Here is a 17,189-nt window from a genome sequence, read left to right on the forward strand (position 1 = left end):
ATCTGGTAAAATAAAAAACCTAACATATATAAAGGGGAGTTTTACTTGAGAACGATGCGACAATTATTACAAAAGAGAGCAATGCAATCACCAAGTTTGGAAGCGCTTGTAGGGGGGAAGAAAAGATATTCGTTTCAGCAATATAATGAACGAGTAAATCAGTTTGCACATTATTTGTTACATAATGGTGTGCAAAGAGGAGATCGTATAGGAATACTATGCAAAAACAATCACCCATTTCCAAGCGTTATGATGGCAAGTTTAAAAATTGGAGCGGTATTTATTCCGCTAAATCATCAGCTGACTGTTTATGAATTAGAAACGATTGTAAAAGAAGCGAAATTAAAAGTGTTAGTTATTGATGAAGAATTTAGTGAAGTGTTATTAAAGGTTGATGCTGTTAAAGAAATTCCTTATGTAATTCAAACGACAAAAGAAGGCTTTGGTTCATTTGAATTAGAGTTGCAAAAACAGCCAACGACAGAACCGAACGTAGAAGTTCATGAAGAAGACGATGCCATTTACTTGTTTACATCAGGAACGACTGGACAGGCGAAAGCATGTGTAATTGGACATAAAAACTTACATCATTATTTTGCTGAAATTGCGGGACAAAGAGAAATCCCAGCAGGTGAACGCTTTTTATCTGTGCATCCATTGTTTCATATGAGTGGCGTGCTTTCTATTTTAAATTGTATTTATCATGGCGTTACGATGATCTTCTTAGCTGATTCGAATCCTGCTCTTATTTGGGATAAGATTGAAGAAGAGAAAATTACTACGATGCTTGCTTTCCCAGCCGTTTATAGCTACATGCTTGATGAACTACATAAAAAAGAACGTAACATTTCAACCTTTAAAGTAGCACAAAGCGGTGGTACAAAAGTGCCAGAAACACTCATTCAACAATATATGGAAAAAGGCATATATATGGTGCAAGGCTATGGTAGTACAGAAGGTTGGGTTGTAACCTCATGGCATCCAATGATGGGAAAAGAAAAGATGTCTTCTGTAGGAAAGACCTTGAAAAATGTAGAGGTGAAAATTGTTCATCCGGAAACAGGACATGAACTAACAACAAATGAAGTTGGAGAGATTCATGTGAAAAGTCCATACATGTTTAAAGGATATTGGAATAATGAAAAGGCGACAAAGAAGGTAGTAAAAGATAACTGGTTTAACATGGGTGATGCTGGCATGATAGATGATGATGGATTCCTGCATATTATGGGAAGATATAAAGACGTTATTATACGCGGTGGTGACAACGTATATCCAGATCAGGTAGAAGATGTTATTCATGAAATACATGGTGTTTTAGAAGTTGCGGTAGTTGGAGTTCCAGATGACTTTTGGGGAGAGGTTCCAAGAGCTTATCTTGTGAAGGATAGCGAAACAACATTAACAGAAGAAAGTATTCTTCAGTATTGCAAAGAGAAATTAGCAAGTTATAAAATACCAGAAGTAGTATTCATAGATGAGTTGCCGAAAAACGCTTTAGGAAAAGTGTTGAAGAGGGAATTACGAGATGCAGTTCTTGTGAAATAGAAAATTATGAAACGATGGAGAACCCAGTTATGTATAAAGCATGACTGGGTTTTTATGTATCAAAAACATAATAATTTACTAGATTTTGTATTTTGTGTAAGATGATAAAGAATATTCAATTAATAATTCGAGGGATGAAATTAAATGAAGCTACCGTTATTAGAAGTAGAGACGGATAGACTCATTATTCGTCCATTTCAAAAAGGTGATTATGAAAGTTGGTTAGATGGATTTAACAAGAGACTGCCATCGCAGTATAAATATGACGATTGCTATCAAGTTCTGGCATCATCAACAAAAGCATGGTTCACGGAATGGGTAAGAGGTTTTGATGAAGCAGCACATAGAGATGAGATGTATGTATTAGGCATTTTTCGTAAAGAAGACGGAGCTAAATTGGAAAGCTAGAGCTAATAAAAATTTTACGTATGGACTATCAATGGGCGATGATGGGATACTCGATACATAATCAATATTGGAGAAATGGATATGGTGTTGAAAGTGTGAAAGCTGCGTTACCGTTATTTTTTAGTAGCCTTGATTTTCATAGAATCGAATTACATATATGTGTTGATAATCAGCCATCAGTGCGTCTTGCGGAAAGAGCAGGCTTTTCATTTGAATGCAAGAGAGAGGCGTTTTCATTAGAGAATGGTAAGTGGATGGATTTTCTTATTTATTATAAAAATAAGGAGATGAATATATGAGAGTGTTTATTACAGGTGGCAGCCGCGGGTTAGGATTACAGTTAGTAAAAGTATCTTATGAAAATGGGCATATCGTTTATCCATTAGTTAGAACTGAGGTTGCGGTAACGCAATTGAAGCAAATATTTAGTGGTAGATGTTTTCCTATAATGGCAGACTTATCGGCTGATGAGAGTACGGAGCAAATTAAGAAGCAGCTTGAGGAATATACAGAGTATGTTGATCTAGTTATAAATAACGCTGGCATTACTGGGAAGGAGACTGAGATTTTACATACAAATTCAGAAGAGTTAACGAACTTATTTAATATTCATTGCTTAGGTGTAATTCGGGCTGTAAAAGGTACATATGTGGCGTTGGCTAAATCGAATCATCCGAGAATAATAAATGTGTCCTCTCGATTAGGATCATTACATAAAATGGCGAACAAAGAGTTTCCGCAAGGCCAGTTCTCATATTTATATCGAATTGCTAAAGCTGCACAAAATATGTTAACACTCTGCTTACAACAAGAGTTTGAGAATAAAGGAATTCGTGTAACTGCCATTCACCCAGGAAAATTAAAAACTGATATTGGTGCCTTTGATGCGAATATGACTCCGGCTGAAGGAGCAAAAAATATATATGATTGGGTAATAGATTCAAATGAGGATATTTCAGGAAAGTTTATTAAGCCTGGTGTGGGGGAATTGAAGTGGTGATATACGATCTTGCAATCATTCAGAATCTATTTGGCCCTTCTAAAAAAGTATTAAATGGCTTACCAAATGCAGTAACGATTGAAGAGATAGAAGAGAATGTTCTTTATGATGTACAAACTTATAAAGAAAAGATAAGTAGATTTGAAGAAGTTTGTTTTAATTGGGAGTTAAAAAGAGCGAGTATTGTATTAAACAAAAGGTTTAGTAGTTATAACTCAAGTGTGAGAGTGTTACTTGATGCCGGTTTTTCTTTGTATGCCGCAAAGATAGAAGTATGTAGAGAATTGAACAATGTAGAAGGACCTGAAAGACAATATACATATCAATCAATAGCAGAAGGAACGTTAGCGGAAAAAGAATTTAAATATATTTGGGAACAATGTATGTCGGGTTCAGGGAATCAAACTTCAATTTTAACTATCGATGAGCATTTTTATTCAGTGCAAACAGAGTTAGGTACGGGCTGGGAAAAGTCATGTATTGTTTTTTATGATAAAAATGAGCCAATTGGTATGTCCATACCGCATATAGAAACTGGAACAGAAAGTGAAGGACGATTATTTTATTTTGGGGTAATGCCTTATTATCGCGGGAAAGGAATTGCTTCCCATATGCATCTTCAATCGTTGCATATGTTAAAGGAAATGGGGGCTACTTATTACATTGGAAGCACACATACTTCAAATGAAAAGATGCAGAGGATATTTTGGAGAAATAATTGTTCGTTGAAAACGAAGATAGAGCTTTATTATAAAATCTTTAAAGAAGGTTAGGAGAAAAGAAAATGAAGACTATAAACGTATTTCATTACGACGCATTTACGAATAAACCAAATAAGGGAAATCCAGCAGGTATTGTATTAGAAGCAGGTGGGTTAACGGAAGAGGAAATGCAAATTATTGCTGAAAAAGTTGGATATAACGAAACAACTTTTGTTCTTTTCTCAGAAGTAGGAGATATAAGAATGCGCTATTTTACACCTGGTTTTGAAATGGATTTATGTGGTCATGGGACAGTAGGGACGATATTTGCCTTGCGCGAAAAAGGTTTATTAGAAGAGAAAAGTAACCTTACGATTGAAACGAAGGCTGGGATTTTACCGATACAAATAGGTGTAAATGAAAATGGAGAAACCTTTATTAAAATGAGACAGGCAGCACCTCAGTTTAAAGAATTTACAGGTTCAAAAGAAGAATTAGCTCAAAGTATCGGTTTAGAAGTAAATGATTTAGATGTAAGTTTACCGATTGTATATGGAAGTACTGGTAATTGGACTGTAATTGTACCGATTAAAAATCTTAATGCATGTGAGAGAATGACACCTAATAATGCTGCATTTCCATCAGTATTAAAAGAAATACCTAATGCTTCTATTCACCCCATTTGTCTAGAAACTTATGATGAACTAGCACAAATGCACGGCCGTCATTTTTCATCAGCTTACGCTGGGACGACTGAAGATCCAGTGACAGGAACAGCTTCAGGTGTAATGGGAGCGTATTATGCGGAGTATTTAGAGAAAGATTTTGAACATGAATTGGGTTTAATCGTTGAACAAGGACAGGAAATAAATAAAGATGGTCGTGTAACTGTTTATGTAACGAAAGGGATAGAAAACGAAAAGTTACAAATAGATATTGCTGGAACAGCGGTGTATGTAAAAGAGTTTGAAATTTCGATATAAAGTGAAACTTTAATCAGTGGGGGTCTTACTGCTCGGTGAATAGCGCGATAAAAAAGAAAGCCCGGAATACATCCGGACTTTCATTATCTGTTCAATACTTCAATGTACGAAGCATCTCCAGTTGTTCTTAAAGCGGAGCGGAAATTATTATTTTCTAACGCCTTAGCAACTTGTTGTAACTGCTGTGCATCATCATGATGAATAAGTAAGCTGTCAGCACCGCTTTCCTCTATATGAATGTGTTCGACATTTCCGATTGCATCATGTACAGCTTTTAAAAATTCAGGTTTCATATTGTCCTCCTATATGTATGTAACGTTGTAATTTAGTATTTCCTTATTTATGAAATATAAAAGTAAATGAAAGGAGAAATAAAAATGAATATAAAGCAGTTTAAAGAACATATAACATCACTATTTGGAGAGCATCTTCATAAATATGGCGATGATGAATATGGTTTTACTTATATAAGTAAAGAAGAGTTTCACAAAATCGGTTACACAACAAATTTAACGTTAGAAACTATTGAAGAAGCGTATCGAAATGGAGTCGATATGATAGTTACACATCATGCGCCGTGGAGTTTTTTATTTGGTATGGAAGAGGCTTGTATTGAGAAATTGAAGCAATATGAAATGAATCATTTTTGGATTCATTTGCCGTTAGATTTTGTAAAGTTTGGCACGTGTACATCGTTATTTAACGAAATTGGGATAGATACAATACTGGAATATTCAACCTATGAGGAAGAAGAACTACCGGGAATAGGAGAATATAAAGAAGCGATTCCTTTTTCAAACTTAGTTGGAAAACTTGAAGAAAAAATGGAAGAGAAAGTGAAGAGCTGGAGAAATCACGATAAACCAGTAAAACAGATTGCGATTTTAACCGGTGCAGGAAACAACACAAATTTGATTGAGCGTGCATTAGAGAAAGGGTGTGACACGTACATAACCGGTGAAAAAACATTATATACAGTTCAACATGCGAAATTTAAAGGAATTAATTTAATTGTAGGCAGTCATACGTTTACAGAAGTGTTTGGTGTAGAAAGTTTGGCTCATAAGTTAAAAGAAAGAGATAATTCAATAGAAATTACTAGATTAAATGAAGATCATTTGGAGTGAAGAAATCACATCGCATTACCATAAATGGAATGAACTATATAATGGAATATTGAAGGAAGCAGTTGCAATGAAATAAAATTTTTTTTTGTTATATTAAGATTTTTAGGGGAAATTCCCTTATGTTTGTCAAATAATAGTAAAGTTGTCTTTTGAATTAAGGGAATATTCGGAGTTGAAGGGTGAGAGAATGGACATTTCAATAATCACTGCACAACTAGTTAAGGAAAAAGTTGTTTCACATTATCCAAATAGCGTAAAAGCATTAAATGGGGGAACGACAAGTACTATATATTTGTTAGATGAACAATACGTTATAAAGTTGAATGAATCGGATGTCATACGTGAAGAAGCTTATTTTCTTCAGTTTTATAAAAAGGACGAATTATTTCCAAAGCTTTTATATAAGGAACCTTTAAATCGCTATATTGTTTACTCATTCCTTGAGGGCACAACTTCTTGCAAACTAGGCCATAAACGGAGTGTTCTTTGTAAACTTGTAAAGAAAGTTATCAATAAGTATGAAGTAGCTACAGAGGTTGATGGCTGGGGATGGAAAGAAAATCCGGTTCAATCTTGGAATGAATTTTTAACAACAAATGTGATAGAAGCTCATGAAAATGTAAGATGTTACATAAGTGAAGAAGAGTATAGAACGGTTCTTAAGTTAGCAAATAGGGACGCTGGAATAAATCAGCCGTTTTTATTACATGGTGATCTTGGATTTCATAACTTTATATTTAAAGAGAATGAGCTGCATGGTGTAATTGATCCTTTACCATTGTTAGGAGATCCTATATATGATTTAATTTATGCGTTCTGTTCAGCCCCGGAAGATTTAACAAAAGAAACAATCGATTATGCGATGAAACAATGTGTATTTCATAAAAAAGACCGTGATTTATATGAAGAAATAGTCATAGGATTATATTTGCGTATAGATACATGTTTACGGCACCACCCGAAAGATTTAGAAGATTATTTAGCAGCTTGGCGTTATTGGATGGGTGAGGTTGAGGTGACTTTATAGTACAAATATTTTGGGGGAGATAGTGAGATGAATGTTGCAGAAGCGAAAAAGGATTTACTGTAATGCCATTATTGGTTACAGTTGTCTATTTACTTACTTTTATAAGTTTATTAATTGAAAATAAAAAAGTAGATCATTATCAACAAAAATCAGCTTAATAAAAATATAGGGATAGGGGAAATTATTATGAAAAATTTCGTTTGTACAACGTGCGGTGTGCAGTATGCAGCGAGTGTAGATGAACCGGTGAGTTGTCATATTTGTGATGAAGAAAGGCAGTATGTGAATCCGAAAGGGCAGTCTTGGACGACTTTAGAAAATTTGCAAACAGATGATACATATAAAAATGAAATAATCAAAGAGGAAAATGGACTTTATAGTATTACGACAAAACCAGGATTTGCGATCGGTCAAACGGCATTTATAGTGAAAACAGAGTCATATCGTTTACTATGGGACTGCATTACGTATTTAGATGAAACGACAATTGCGAAAATAAAAGAGCTTGGTGGATTAGATGCAATTGCATTGTCTCATCCTCATTATTATTCAACGCAAGTAGAATGGGCAGAGACATTTGATGTACCAATTTATATACATGAAGATGATAAAGAATGGGTGATGCGCCCAAGTAGTCGTATTATTTATTGGTCTGGTGAGTCTTTACAATTAGCGGATGGGATTACTGTACATCGTCTTGGAGGACATTTTAGTGGTGGTTCTGTATTGCATTGGGAAGAAGGTAATGATGGAAAAGGGATTTTGTTAACAGGTGATATTATTCAAGTCGTAGCAGATGAGAAGTGGGTAAGCTTTATGTACAGCTATCCAAACTTAATTCCATTACCAGCGAGAAAAGTGGAAGAAATGGTGAACCGAGTGAAGCCGTTACAGTTTAATCGTTTATACAACGCTTTTCATCGAGTAGTAAAAGAAAATGCAAATGGGGCAGTTGAACGTTCTGCTGAAAGATATATAAAAGCAATAGAAGGAAAGTTGTTTCATACGTAAAAGGAGAGTAGCTTAATGAAAACGTTAGTATGTTTTGGAGATAGTATTACAGCTGATGAAACATTTTTTGATGGAATGCCGAGATTAACACCACGTTTGCAAGAGATGTTTCCGAAATGGAAAGTAGTGAATGCAGGTGTTCCAGGGGATAATACATTGGATGCGTTACATAGGATTGAAGAAGATGTAATATCATATAAACCAGATTTCGTAACAGTTTTTCTTGGTACGAATGATGCAGTTTCTTTTTCTCAAGTGTCATTACAAGCATATAAAGAAAACTTAGAGAAGATTGTGAACCATATTTCATCAGATAAAGTACTACTGATTAGTCCTGCACCAGTTGATGAAGAAAGACAGCGTAATAGAACAAATAGAGTGCTGGGTCAGTATGCAGACGTGGTGGAGAAAGTGGCGAGGGAAACAGGAAGTTATTTTCTAAACGTATTCGCTGAAATGATTCAAGAACGGGATTATAAAAGATTTGTAGAAAATGATGAAAAAGATGGATTACACTTTGGACCAGAAGGCTATGAGTATGTAGCGAGGTTAATTGGTGAAAAGTTAAAAGGAATGTTATAAGGAGCAAAGCACTTAGTGCTTTGCTTTTTCGTATTTCTTTCGCAGTCCATAAACTTATTGATCGCTGTAATTTGGACAGATATTTTGCTTTTTTATGTGCGTAAAAGGCTAATGCTGTTTTAAAGTAATATAAATTTATTTTTTAAAATTTATATTTCGTAGTTGAAAATCAATAAATGTGTAACTATAATGGTTACAGTGAGTTTGTTGTTTTGAAATATACACATTGAATTACAAGAATGAAAGGAGTTTTTATGTAAATCAAAAAGTTATAAAAATCTATTAATTTTTATAATAAGATAAAAAGCATTTCGGTTCATACACATTATTAAATATGTTAATTCTAATAGAAAACTAGAGGTGGAAAGATGAAAAATTTTAAAGGTATGTTGATATCATCACTTGCAATTACAACTTTTGCTGGAGTAGGTACGACATTTGTAACAAATACAGTACATGCTGCTAATAACGATTCTAGTAAAATACAAGTTCGTTCTAATAAGAGTATAAACACAACGCCTAGCTCGAGATTGCCTGTATTATCAGTGAATCCTTATGATGATCCTAGATTTTCGAGACAGGGATATCTTGAAGAGGCACCTTTAGGAATTAATGCTCCTTATGCTTGGGGAATTAAAGGAGGAGATGGTCAAGGAGCAACCTTTGTAGATTTGGAAGAAGGCTGGTTATTAAATCATGAAGATTTAGTCGGTCAAAATATTGAATTTATGTCTGGAAAAATGAGTAATGATCTTTCTCACGGTACTTCAGTTCTAGGTGTTGTTTCTGCAGCTGACAATGGGATTGGGAACATTGGGATTGCACCAAAAGCAAAGGCAAAAGTAATTTCAGTGATTCGAGATAATGGGAGAATCGATGTAAGAGATGCTATTTTAAGTGCCGTAGATTCTTTACAGGCTGGAGATGTTTTATTAATAGAAGAATCCTTTAAATATGATGGATATGGAGATGACCCTTTACCAGTAGAAGTATACCCGAGTATATTTAACGCAATTCGCAAAGGTACAGATAAAGGCATTATTATTGTAGAAGCAGCTGGTAATGGTGGGATTGATTTAGATGAATTTAAAGACCGTAATGGTAAACAGATTTTAAATCGAAATAGTCCAGACTTTAAAGATTCAGGAGCTATTATAGTTGGAGCATCTACTGCAAGAGTTCCTCATAAACGTTTAGGTTTCTCTAACTATGGTAGTAGAATTGATGTATATGGTTGGGGAGAGTATGTTGATACATTAGATACATATCAAAATCAAAATAGTAAAGGACAAAAAGTTACAGATCAGAATATAATGAATCGTTATACTTCTAACTTCCGTGGTACTTCTAGCGCTTCGCCTATAATTGCTGGGGCTGCTGTATCAATTCAAGGGATTGCTAAAGAACATTTAGGTAAGGCATATACACCAAAAGAATTGAGAGCAATTTTAAGTAATCCTAATACAGGCACAAAGTCTAATAACCCATCATCTGATAAAATAGGGGTTTTACCAGATTTAAAAGCGATTTTGTCTAACCTTGGATTTCATAGTGATTTGACTACCAATGATCCTATGGTATTTCCAGATAACGTAGAAAAAAATGAAGGAAAAGAAAATTCAACTTTCGTATTTCCAGGTGAAGAAACAAAACGAACCGGGGATAAAAATTCAACTGTAAACTTCCCAGAAGAAGATTTAAAACAGGAGGAAAAAGAAGAGGGATTAATTGTTTTTCCGGATTAATAAAAATACTACCTTCCATTTGGAGGTAGTATTTTTTATTTCGTGTAATTAACAAGAGTGCATGAAATTTGTATTTGTTTATCTTTCATAATGAATTTAACTACAAAATCGAATATTTGACTGTTAATTAACTTTCTCGTCTCAATCAATTACATGAATTAATCTAGAAATGCTTGCTGCAATGCTTTCAGTCCATCGCTGTAGATACCATGAAACAGATTTATTGCCTCTTCAACACTAACCTCAACAGGAGTGAACGTACCAGACCACTCTACTAATGATGTGTTACTTTCAGTACCTTCTTTAACTTGGATTGTAGATAAATAATTAGTGACCGGGAACGGTGCATTCATGATTGAATACATGTAGTAACGTTCCTTATCATTGAATACTTCTAAGCGTTCTATAATTGTTTCACCCTCTGGATTAGCTAGATGACGTACACGACCGCCTTCGGTTAATTTACTACTAGGTATATAAGGTAACCAGTCTGGAAGGGAGTTGAAACCTCCGATTAATTGCCATACTTGTTCAGGTGATCCAAAAATTTCCATAGATATAGTAGTATATGCCATGTTCATTACGCTCCTTTTCATCCCGGTATTTACGGGTAAATAATCAGTAGGGGATAAACCGCCCCACTGATTAAAGTTTCACTTTATAGGTCCATAACTTATAGTGAGAATGAATTTTATCGTGGATTTTTTATTTAATATATAATTATAAAGTTAAAACTATATACTTTTAATGATTAAATTATATAATAAATATAGAAACGAAAATTTATGAGCAAGGAAGTTGAAAAATATGACATTAACAATGGGCTTTATTGGATTTGGAAAGTCAGCTAACCGCTATCACTTACCTTATGTAAACACACGTAATAATATAAAAATAAAAACGATTTTTGTACGGCAAATAAATGAAAAATTAGCGGCTCCATATGAGGAAAAAGGTGTTTACTTCACTACTGATTTGGATGAATTGTTGAATGACAAAGAAATTCAAGTGGTGACGGTCTGTACGCCAGCACATACGCATTACGAATTAGCGAAAAAAGTTATACTTGCTGGAAAATCAGTTATCGTTGAAAAACCATTTTGCGATACAGTGGAACATGCGAAAGAATTATTAGCTTTAGGACGAGAAAAAGGTGTAGTAGTTATGCCTTATCAAAACCGCCGTTTTGATGGTGATTTTTTAGCTGTGAAGCAAGTAGTTGAACAAGGATTCCTTGGTGATATTATTGAGATTGAATCACATATTGATTATTTCCGTCCTGGTTCAATCACTCATGAAGCTCCAAAAGAAGAAGGTTCATTTTATAGTTTAGGTATTCATACGATGGACCGCATGATTTCACTATTCGGCCGTCCAGATACGGTGACATACGATATTCGTAATAATGAAATGGAAGGTGCGGTTGATAACTATTTCGATGTTGGTTTACATTACGGAAATCAGTTGAAGATTAAGCTGAAAACAAACCATGTCGTAGCAAAAGATTATCCACGCTTTATCGTCCATGGAACAAATGGATCATTTATTAAATACGGTGAAGATCAGCAGGAAAATGATTTGAAAGCGGGGATTATGCCTGAGAGTGCAGGGTTTGGTGAAGATTCACCGATGTACTATGGAGTTGCTAAGTATCGTAATGCAAATGGTGACTGGATTGAAAAACAAATTAAAACGCCACTTGGTGATTACGGTCGTTTCTATGATGCCGCGTATGAAACAATTATAAATGGTGCACCAAAACTTGTGAAAGACGAAGAAGTGGTAACGAATATTGAAATCTTAGAAAATGGATTTGCTGCCCCATCACCTTCAGTTTACAAACTTGAGGCTTTACATTTGAATGAATAGAAGAGAGTTTGCAGTATAAAGGAGGTATGGAAATGGCAAGCGGATCAACACAAGTAAAATACCTCGGCATTTATCAAAAGATTAAACAGCAAATTTTAGACGGTGAATATAAAATCAACGAAAAAATTCCGAGTAGCCCCGTCCTTGCTGAAGAATTTGGTGTTTCAGCCCTTACTATTAAGAAAGCGCTGGATCTATTAGTTAGAGATGGCTACATTATCCGCCGGCGCGGAAGTGGAACAGTGGTGCAAGATTGGCGTCAACAGGAAAAGGCACGAATGATTCAAACTTTAACGGGTACGAAAGCTGTATACGGCAGTGAGGTAGAAAGTAAAATTATCGAGTTTGCGATTGTTGGGGCTGATGAAGTAGTTGCTGAGAAATTGGGAGTTTCAATCGGTGATTTCGTCTATAAAATCATTCGCCTCCGCATCATTCACAGCATTCCGACGATTATGGAGCATACATGGATGCCAATTTCGGTTATCCCAGGTGTTGAGGCTTCTGTTTTAGAGGAGTCGATATACTCACATATTCAAAATAAACTTGGTCTTGAAGTAGGGACATCTGTTGTCAGGGTTAAAGGAATTCGCCCAGATGATAGGGGAAAGCAGTTTATGAACTTAACAAATCAGGATTTCCTAATGCGAGTTGAACAAGTAGCTTATTTAACGGATGGACGAACTTTTGAATATTCTTATGCAGATCATCTACCCGAAACCTTTGAGTTTGAAACAGTCATTACTGCAAAAAATTATAAAGAGATATAAAAATCGGTTGAGGCAAGTATTGTCTCAACTGCTCCTATTATAAGTTAATAGAATGAATCCAAGACTTAACATTTGATTTATAGAACTGTAAAGTTTAAAATTACAGTATAGTTTTTAGAAGTGAGTTGTTATCGTCTGTAAAATGTAGATAAATTAAATATTCTCGAATAAATAATATTGCTTGTATTTGATTCTAAACTGTAATTTTTTTTAATACATTTCAATAAACGATGTTTAAAATGTACGTTTCATAACATTAAAGGAGTGAGTTAAATATGGTAATTCTATATACAACAGCAAGCTGTGCCTCATGCCGAAAAGCGAAAGCATGGCTTGAAGAGCATCAAATTGATTATATTGAAAAAAACATCGTATCAAATTCTATGACAGTTGATGAGCTTAAATCAATTCTTCGTTTAACTGAAGAGGGGGCTACTGAAATTATTTCAACTAGATCGAAAACTTTTCAGGACTTAAATATAAATATTGAGGAGCTCTCGCTCAATGAATTTTATACATTAATAATTGAGCATCCACTAATGTTACGTCGCCCAATTATGCTGGACGAGAAAAGATTGCAGATTGGTTTTAATGAGGAAGAAATTCGTAAATTTTTACCACGTAGCGTTCGAACGTTTTTGAACATTGAATTGCAAAAATTGGCCAATTAATAAGTAGTATTTTTTAGAAAAAGTTTTTTGAAAGGAGGAAGCAGAAGATGATTGAAGTATGTGTTACAGTTAATTATAATGATAGAAATTATCAAACAAATGTTATTGTGAGTAAAGATACGATTTGGACAAAAATTGAACAGTTGGCAGAAGAACAAGTGAAGAAACAGTGGAGTGTTTAATTTTATTTTCAACTTAAAAAGCTAAATGAAGTTATCAGATATAGGTGGGACCGGATAGAATATAAGAGAATTAATTTTTTATGGCAAGAAGTATTCTATATGTTTTAACGTTCTAACCTATCTGTAATATTTATGGCTACAGTATGTTAATATATGAAAAACAATATTTTGAATCGTAGGAGGAAAATCATGAACAGCGACTTTACCTTGGCCATTCACAGTTTAACTTATTTAGCTTTACAGCCAGACCGGATGTCAACAAGTAATGCTATTTCAGAAAGTGCAGGTGTACATCCAGTACGTATTCGTAAAGTGCTAAGTTTGTTAAAAAAACATAAATTTATACAATCGAAAGAGGGAACTGGTGGAGGTTTTATTTTCGCTCGCGATTTAGATGAAATTAATCTTTGGCATATTTATCAGATAACCTCTGAAGGTGCTTTGCAGCCGAAGTGTCCGGAATCAAACAATCAGTGTGTTGTAGGTTCGAACATGCGAAAAGTTCTTTTCGCTATTTTCTTAGGTGCTGAAGAACATCTAGGTGAATACTTAAAGAATTATACAATGAAAGAAGTTGTTGACCTTATCAATCAAGAGCGTTAAGGGGGCTTAATTATTATATAGCCGTGAGTTCTTAACGCTTAAATGTAATGAAAAATATTACAGTATAATTTGTTTTTATATCTTTTTTATCGTCACAAAAAATATTTATAAGAAGGTGAAACGGTATGATGTCAAATAATAATCATGTTTTAAAAGTAGGAGATTGGGTTCGTGGAATATCAAATGAAGGTGAATTAATAGTTGGTTATATTGTATCACTTGATGATGTGGAGGATATAGTTACAGTTAGTATTGTGAAACGTGACGGCAAGTACACAATAAACGAAGCGATTTTACTCTTTAGTAAACACGTTAACAAACTCCCTGAATCAAAGGTAATAAATAAGGAACAAATCCTTTATCTTATAGATCTTGCATTATTAACAGGGGATGAAGAATGGTTTATCGAGCTTTCTTCAAAATTAAACTCGATAAAAGAGCTAGTTAATGAGGGATTTTAAAATTTAAACTTTTGAGGGTGCACACAATCCGCCTTATGGAGAGGACGCAATTACTTTTCGCATAAAGGGAAACGATGTAAAAACGATTCATTACAAACATAGAGATATTCCTGAAGAAGAGCCGAACAAATTACAATTAAGATGATATTGAATTGATTTGTTTGTGTATTCCTGATAACGATAATTATGTAAATGAGCTGTCCATATGGGGCAGCTTTTTTGTTTTTTGCTCAGTGTAGCTTTTTAAATCGTATATGAATTCAATATTGATAATATATATCCTGAAATTTGGTTTATGTATTTTTGGTTTTTTTCTTTTTACCTACATTAATTATTTATTACAATATCTTTTATGTTTAAAATAAAATTTTTTGATAAAAGTGGATATAAGTGTCTTTATAATAAATCACCTAGAAAGATAATGTATTATTGTATTTTTTTACTAACTAATTCAGCTTTAAGTTATAAAAACAATGGCTACATGCTAACTGTAAAATATTATCTGTATAAAATTATTCCACTTTAATATTTCTGAAAATATAAAAATATTAATTTTATAAATATACACGTTATAATGAGGGCGTCGAGAGAAATTTTATTATCTCTGGAGAAAATATAAAAAATGCGATTCTTAGTAAGAAAGGTGTGTGATTAGAGGCGAAATGTATGTAATGTGCTTCAGTGGCTTGTGTAAGCAATATCATCAGTGCTACCGAAGTTATGAAGGTAATGTATAGAATTGAGAAAGAAATGCCTCGCAAATTAAGAGAGGCCGGTTTAGCTAAAATTACTGTTAAAAGTAAAAAAGAGAAACCATTAAAGTAATACACTGTTATTAGAAATGTTGCAACGTATTTATGAAGTCTATTCTATATTGTTCTCTTAAGGGGTCTTTATATAAAGAGCGGATATTACGAGTAAACTTTTTTGTGAACGCTAACAATTATATTAGGACGCTAATTAGTGAATGTTTCAATTTGGATTCATTATGATGAAGGACATACAATGTGGGGCAACTTGTAAGGAATTCATTTTCCAGAAAGGGAATATTTGTTAGATGCAAAGAGAGATGCAGGAATAGATACAAGGGGGAGTTATTATATGAACGGGAATACTGCAAAGAAAATAGAAGTTCAAGCTGAAAATACCGCACTAAAAAATGAGCAATATGCAGATCCGAAAAAGTGGCATAAGCAGGATACTACATGGGCACTGAGTCTATTTGGAACTGCAATTGGAGCAGGGGTGCTCTTTTTACCGATTAATGCAGGTTCAGGTGGTTTATTATCTTTACTACTAATTACATTACTTGCATATCCAGTTATGTACTACTCACATAGGGCGCTTGCTAAAATGATATACGCTTCTAATTCTGCTGATGAGGGGATCACAGGTACAATTAGAGAGTATTTCGGAAATAAAGCGAGTATCATTTTTAACATCGTATATTTCGGTTCAATTTATACAATCGTGCTAATGTATTCGGTTGCGCTTACAAACACTGCAAGTAGTTTTATCGTGCATCAATTGCACATGCCAGAACCTCCAAGAGCTATTTTATCACTTGTATTAGTTCTTGGTCTTATCGCTATACTGAATTTTGGTCAAGATATTACTGTAAAGGTAATGAGTATGTTAGTGTATCCTTTCATAGTTTCTCTACTTTTTATCGCAATATCTTTAATTCCACAGTGGAATACGTCAATGCTTAGTTTTTCAGCTGTTTCAACTGCTTCAACAGGAACAGGCTATTTTGGGACGATATTGATGATTCTACCAATCATCGTATTCTCATTTAATCATTCACCTATGATTTCATCATTTGTTGTGAAACAGAGAGCTACGTATGGAATCGAAGCCACTGATGCTAAATGTGCGCAAATACAAAAGGTTTGTTATATCATGACATTCGCTGTTGTTATGTTCTTCGTTTGGAGTAGCGCATTGAGCTTGACTCCAGATGATATAAAAATGGCAAAAGAACAAAACTTATCAATTCTTTCATATCTTGCTAATGAGCTTAATTCGCCTGTAATCACTATTGCAGCTCCAATTATTGCTTTTGTGGCTATTACAAAGTCTTTCCTTGGCCATTATATCGGAGCATTTGAAGTAATGCGTGACATGATTATTAAGTTTGGTAAATCACGTGGAAAAGATATTGAAGAAAAAACAATTAAGACAGTAATCCTTACTTTTGTTGTATTATCATGCTGGTTTGTTGCTTATACAAATCCAAGTATTCTTGGACTTATTGATTCTCTAAGCGGTCCTTTAGTTGCTGCTATCTTATGTCTATTACCGATGTATGCGATTCAAAAAGTGCCAGTACTAGCTAAATACAAAGGGAAAATGAGCAACGTATTTGTTATTATTGTAGGTGTACTTACTGTCTTAGCAAGTATTAAGTCATTATTCTAATTCATTATTATTCGTATTAGTGTAAAAATAGTTAACATGAAAAACTTTTTGGACAAACTTCTCACATTGGAGAGTTTGTC

18 protein-coding genes and 3 pseudogenes are annotated in these 17,189 nt (G+C 34.1%); 19 read left to right on the plus strand and 2 right to left on the minus strand.

What is annotated here, in order from left to right:
- The first annotated feature begins 54 nt into the window (after positions 1 to 54).
- The 5 genes and pseudogenes from F3I02_RS26235 to F3I02_RS26255 all read left to right on the plus strand — a co-directional run bounded on the left by F3I02_RS26235 (position 55) and on the right by F3I02_RS26255 (position 4,640).
- Complete coding sequence (locus F3I02_RS26235) at positions 55 to 1,548, plus strand: class I adenylate-forming enzyme family protein (RefSeq protein WP_074593390.1); 1,494 nt, start codon at positions 55 to 57, stop codon at positions 1,546 to 1,548.
- 144 nt (positions 1,549 to 1,692) lie between these two features.
- Positions 1,693 to 2,255: pseudogene (locus F3I02_RS26240) on the plus strand (GNAT family N-acetyltransferase).
- On the plus strand, positions 2,252 to 2,956 hold the full coding sequence (locus F3I02_RS26245; RefSeq protein ID WP_074593346.1) for an SDR family NAD(P)-dependent oxidoreductase: 705 nt from the start codon (positions 2,252 to 2,254) through the stop codon (positions 2,954 to 2,956). Before F3I02_RS26240 ends, F3I02_RS26245 begins: the two are co-directional and overlap by 4 nt.
- A complete protein-coding gene (locus F3I02_RS26250) occupies positions 2,953 to 3,729 on the plus strand; it encodes a GNAT family N-acetyltransferase (protein WP_142237953.1) in 777 nt (258 codons plus the stop codon). Before F3I02_RS26245 ends, F3I02_RS26250 begins: the two co-directional genes overlap by 4 nt.
- Positions 3,730 to 3,740: 11 nt before the next feature.
- Entirely contained in the window at positions 3,741 to 4,640 is a 900-nt protein-coding gene (locus F3I02_RS26255) for a PhzF family phenazine biosynthesis isomerase (RefSeq protein WP_000849333.1), read from the plus strand.
- A gap of 83 nt (positions 4,641 to 4,723) precedes the next feature.
- Here the strand turns inward: F3I02_RS26255 and F3I02_RS26260 are convergent, their stop codons facing one another.
- Positions 4,724 to 4,933 (minus strand): hypothetical protein, encoded by a 210-nt coding sequence (locus F3I02_RS26260; protein WP_000801650.1) that lies wholly within the window; start codon positions 4,931 to 4,933, stop codon positions 4,724 to 4,726.
- 84 nt (positions 4,934 to 5,017) lie between these two features.
- On the opposite strand from F3I02_RS26260, the gene F3I02_RS26265 reads away from it, so the two are divergent.
- The 6 genes and pseudogenes from F3I02_RS26265 (at position 5,018) to F3I02_RS26285 (ending at position 10,132) form a co-directional block, all read left to right on the plus strand.
- Positions 5,018 to 5,767 (plus strand): Nif3-like dinuclear metal center hexameric protein, encoded by a 750-nt coding sequence (locus F3I02_RS26265; protein WP_046945738.1) that lies wholly within the window; start codon positions 5,018 to 5,020, stop codon positions 5,765 to 5,767.
- A gap of 187 nt (positions 5,768 to 5,954) precedes the next feature.
- On the plus strand, positions 5,955 to 6,794 hold the full coding sequence (locus tag F3I02_RS26270; RefSeq protein WP_074593348.1) for a phosphotransferase: 840 nt from the start codon (positions 5,955 to 5,957) through the stop codon (positions 6,792 to 6,794).
- Positions 6,795 to 6,835: 41 nt separating this feature from the next.
- A pseudogene (locus tag F3I02_RS35175) lies at positions 6,836 to 6,952 on the plus strand (DUF7010 family protein); the annotation flags it as partial.
- Positions 6,953 to 6,980: 28 nt separating this feature from the next.
- A complete protein-coding gene (locus F3I02_RS26275) occupies positions 6,981 to 7,805 on the plus strand; it encodes an MBL fold metallo-hydrolase (protein ID WP_000788155.1) in 825 nt (274 codons plus the stop codon).
- Between the two features lie 15 nt (positions 7,806 to 7,820).
- A complete protein-coding gene (locus F3I02_RS26280; protein ID WP_046945741.1) occupies positions 7,821 to 8,387 on the plus strand; it encodes an SGNH/GDSL hydrolase family protein in 567 nt (188 codons plus the stop codon).
- Positions 8,388 to 8,755: 368 nt separating this feature from the next.
- Positions 8,756 to 10,132: a S8 family peptidase gene (locus tag F3I02_RS26285; RefSeq protein WP_000787688.1), complete on the plus strand. Its 1,377-nt coding sequence runs from the start codon at positions 8,756 to 8,758 to the stop codon at positions 10,130 to 10,132.
- Between the two features lie 158 nt (positions 10,133 to 10,290).
- Here the strand turns inward: F3I02_RS26285 and F3I02_RS26290 are convergent, their stop codons facing one another.
- Entirely contained in the window at positions 10,291 to 10,707 is a 417-nt protein-coding gene (locus F3I02_RS26290; RefSeq protein WP_000332042.1) for an SRPBCC family protein, read from the minus strand.
- Positions 10,708 to 10,939: 232 nt separating this feature from the next.
- On the opposite strand from F3I02_RS26290, the gene F3I02_RS26295 reads away from it, so the two are divergent.
- The 8 genes and pseudogenes from F3I02_RS26295 (at position 10,940) to F3I02_RS26330 (ending at position 17,109) form a co-directional block, all read left to right on the plus strand.
- The gene (locus F3I02_RS26295; protein ID WP_000176634.1) at positions 10,940 to 12,001 is read left to right on the plus strand and encodes an oxidoreductase; all 1,062 of its coding nucleotides are present in this window, start codon (positions 10,940 to 10,942) and stop codon (positions 11,999 to 12,001) included.
- 32 nt (positions 12,002 to 12,033) lie between these two features.
- Positions 12,034 to 12,771: a GntR family transcriptional regulator gene (locus tag F3I02_RS26300; protein ID WP_000146280.1), complete on the plus strand. Its 738-nt coding sequence runs from the start codon at positions 12,034 to 12,036 to the stop codon at positions 12,769 to 12,771.
- Between the two features lie 275 nt (positions 12,772 to 13,046).
- Positions 13,047 to 13,442 (plus strand): transcriptional regulator SpxA, encoded by a 396-nt coding sequence (gene spxA / locus F3I02_RS26305; RefSeq protein WP_000236190.1) that lies wholly within the window; start codon positions 13,047 to 13,049, stop codon positions 13,440 to 13,442.
- 47 nt (positions 13,443 to 13,489) lie between these two features.
- Positions 13,490 to 13,624 carry a BA3454 family stress response protein gene (locus F3I02_RS26310; RefSeq protein ID WP_000573530.1) on the plus strand — a complete coding sequence of 45 codons (135 nt, stop codon included), beginning with the start codon at positions 13,490 to 13,492 and terminating at the stop codon, positions 13,622 to 13,624.
- A gap of 189 nt (positions 13,625 to 13,813) precedes the next feature.
- A complete protein-coding gene (gene saiR, locus F3I02_RS26315; RefSeq protein WP_001083465.1) occupies positions 13,814 to 14,227 on the plus strand; it encodes an Rrf2-family transcriptional regulator SaiR in 414 nt (137 codons plus the stop codon).
- A gap of 125 nt (positions 14,228 to 14,352) precedes the next feature.
- Positions 14,353 to 14,688 (plus strand): IDEAL domain-containing protein, encoded by a 336-nt coding sequence (locus F3I02_RS26320; RefSeq protein WP_000987461.1) that lies wholly within the window; start codon positions 14,353 to 14,355, stop codon positions 14,686 to 14,688.
- Positions 14,689 to 14,695: 7 nt separating this feature from the next.
- Positions 14,696 to 14,833: pseudogene (locus F3I02_RS26325) on the plus strand (DUF3888 domain-containing protein); the annotation flags it as partial.
- 956 nt (positions 14,834 to 15,789) lie between these two features.
- Positions 15,790 to 17,109, plus strand: coding sequence for an aromatic amino acid transport family protein (locus tag F3I02_RS26330; protein ID WP_001014169.1), 1,320 nt, complete (start codon positions 15,790 to 15,792; stop codon positions 17,107 to 17,109).
- Positions 17,110 to 17,189 lie beyond the last annotated feature (80 nt).

The sequence above is a fragment of the Bacillus sp. SRB3LM genome, assembly GCF_015712745.1.
In the GTDB taxonomy this organism is placed as follows: domain Bacteria; phylum Bacillota; class Bacilli; order Bacillales; family Bacillaceae_G; genus Bacillus_A; species Bacillus_A thuringiensis_K.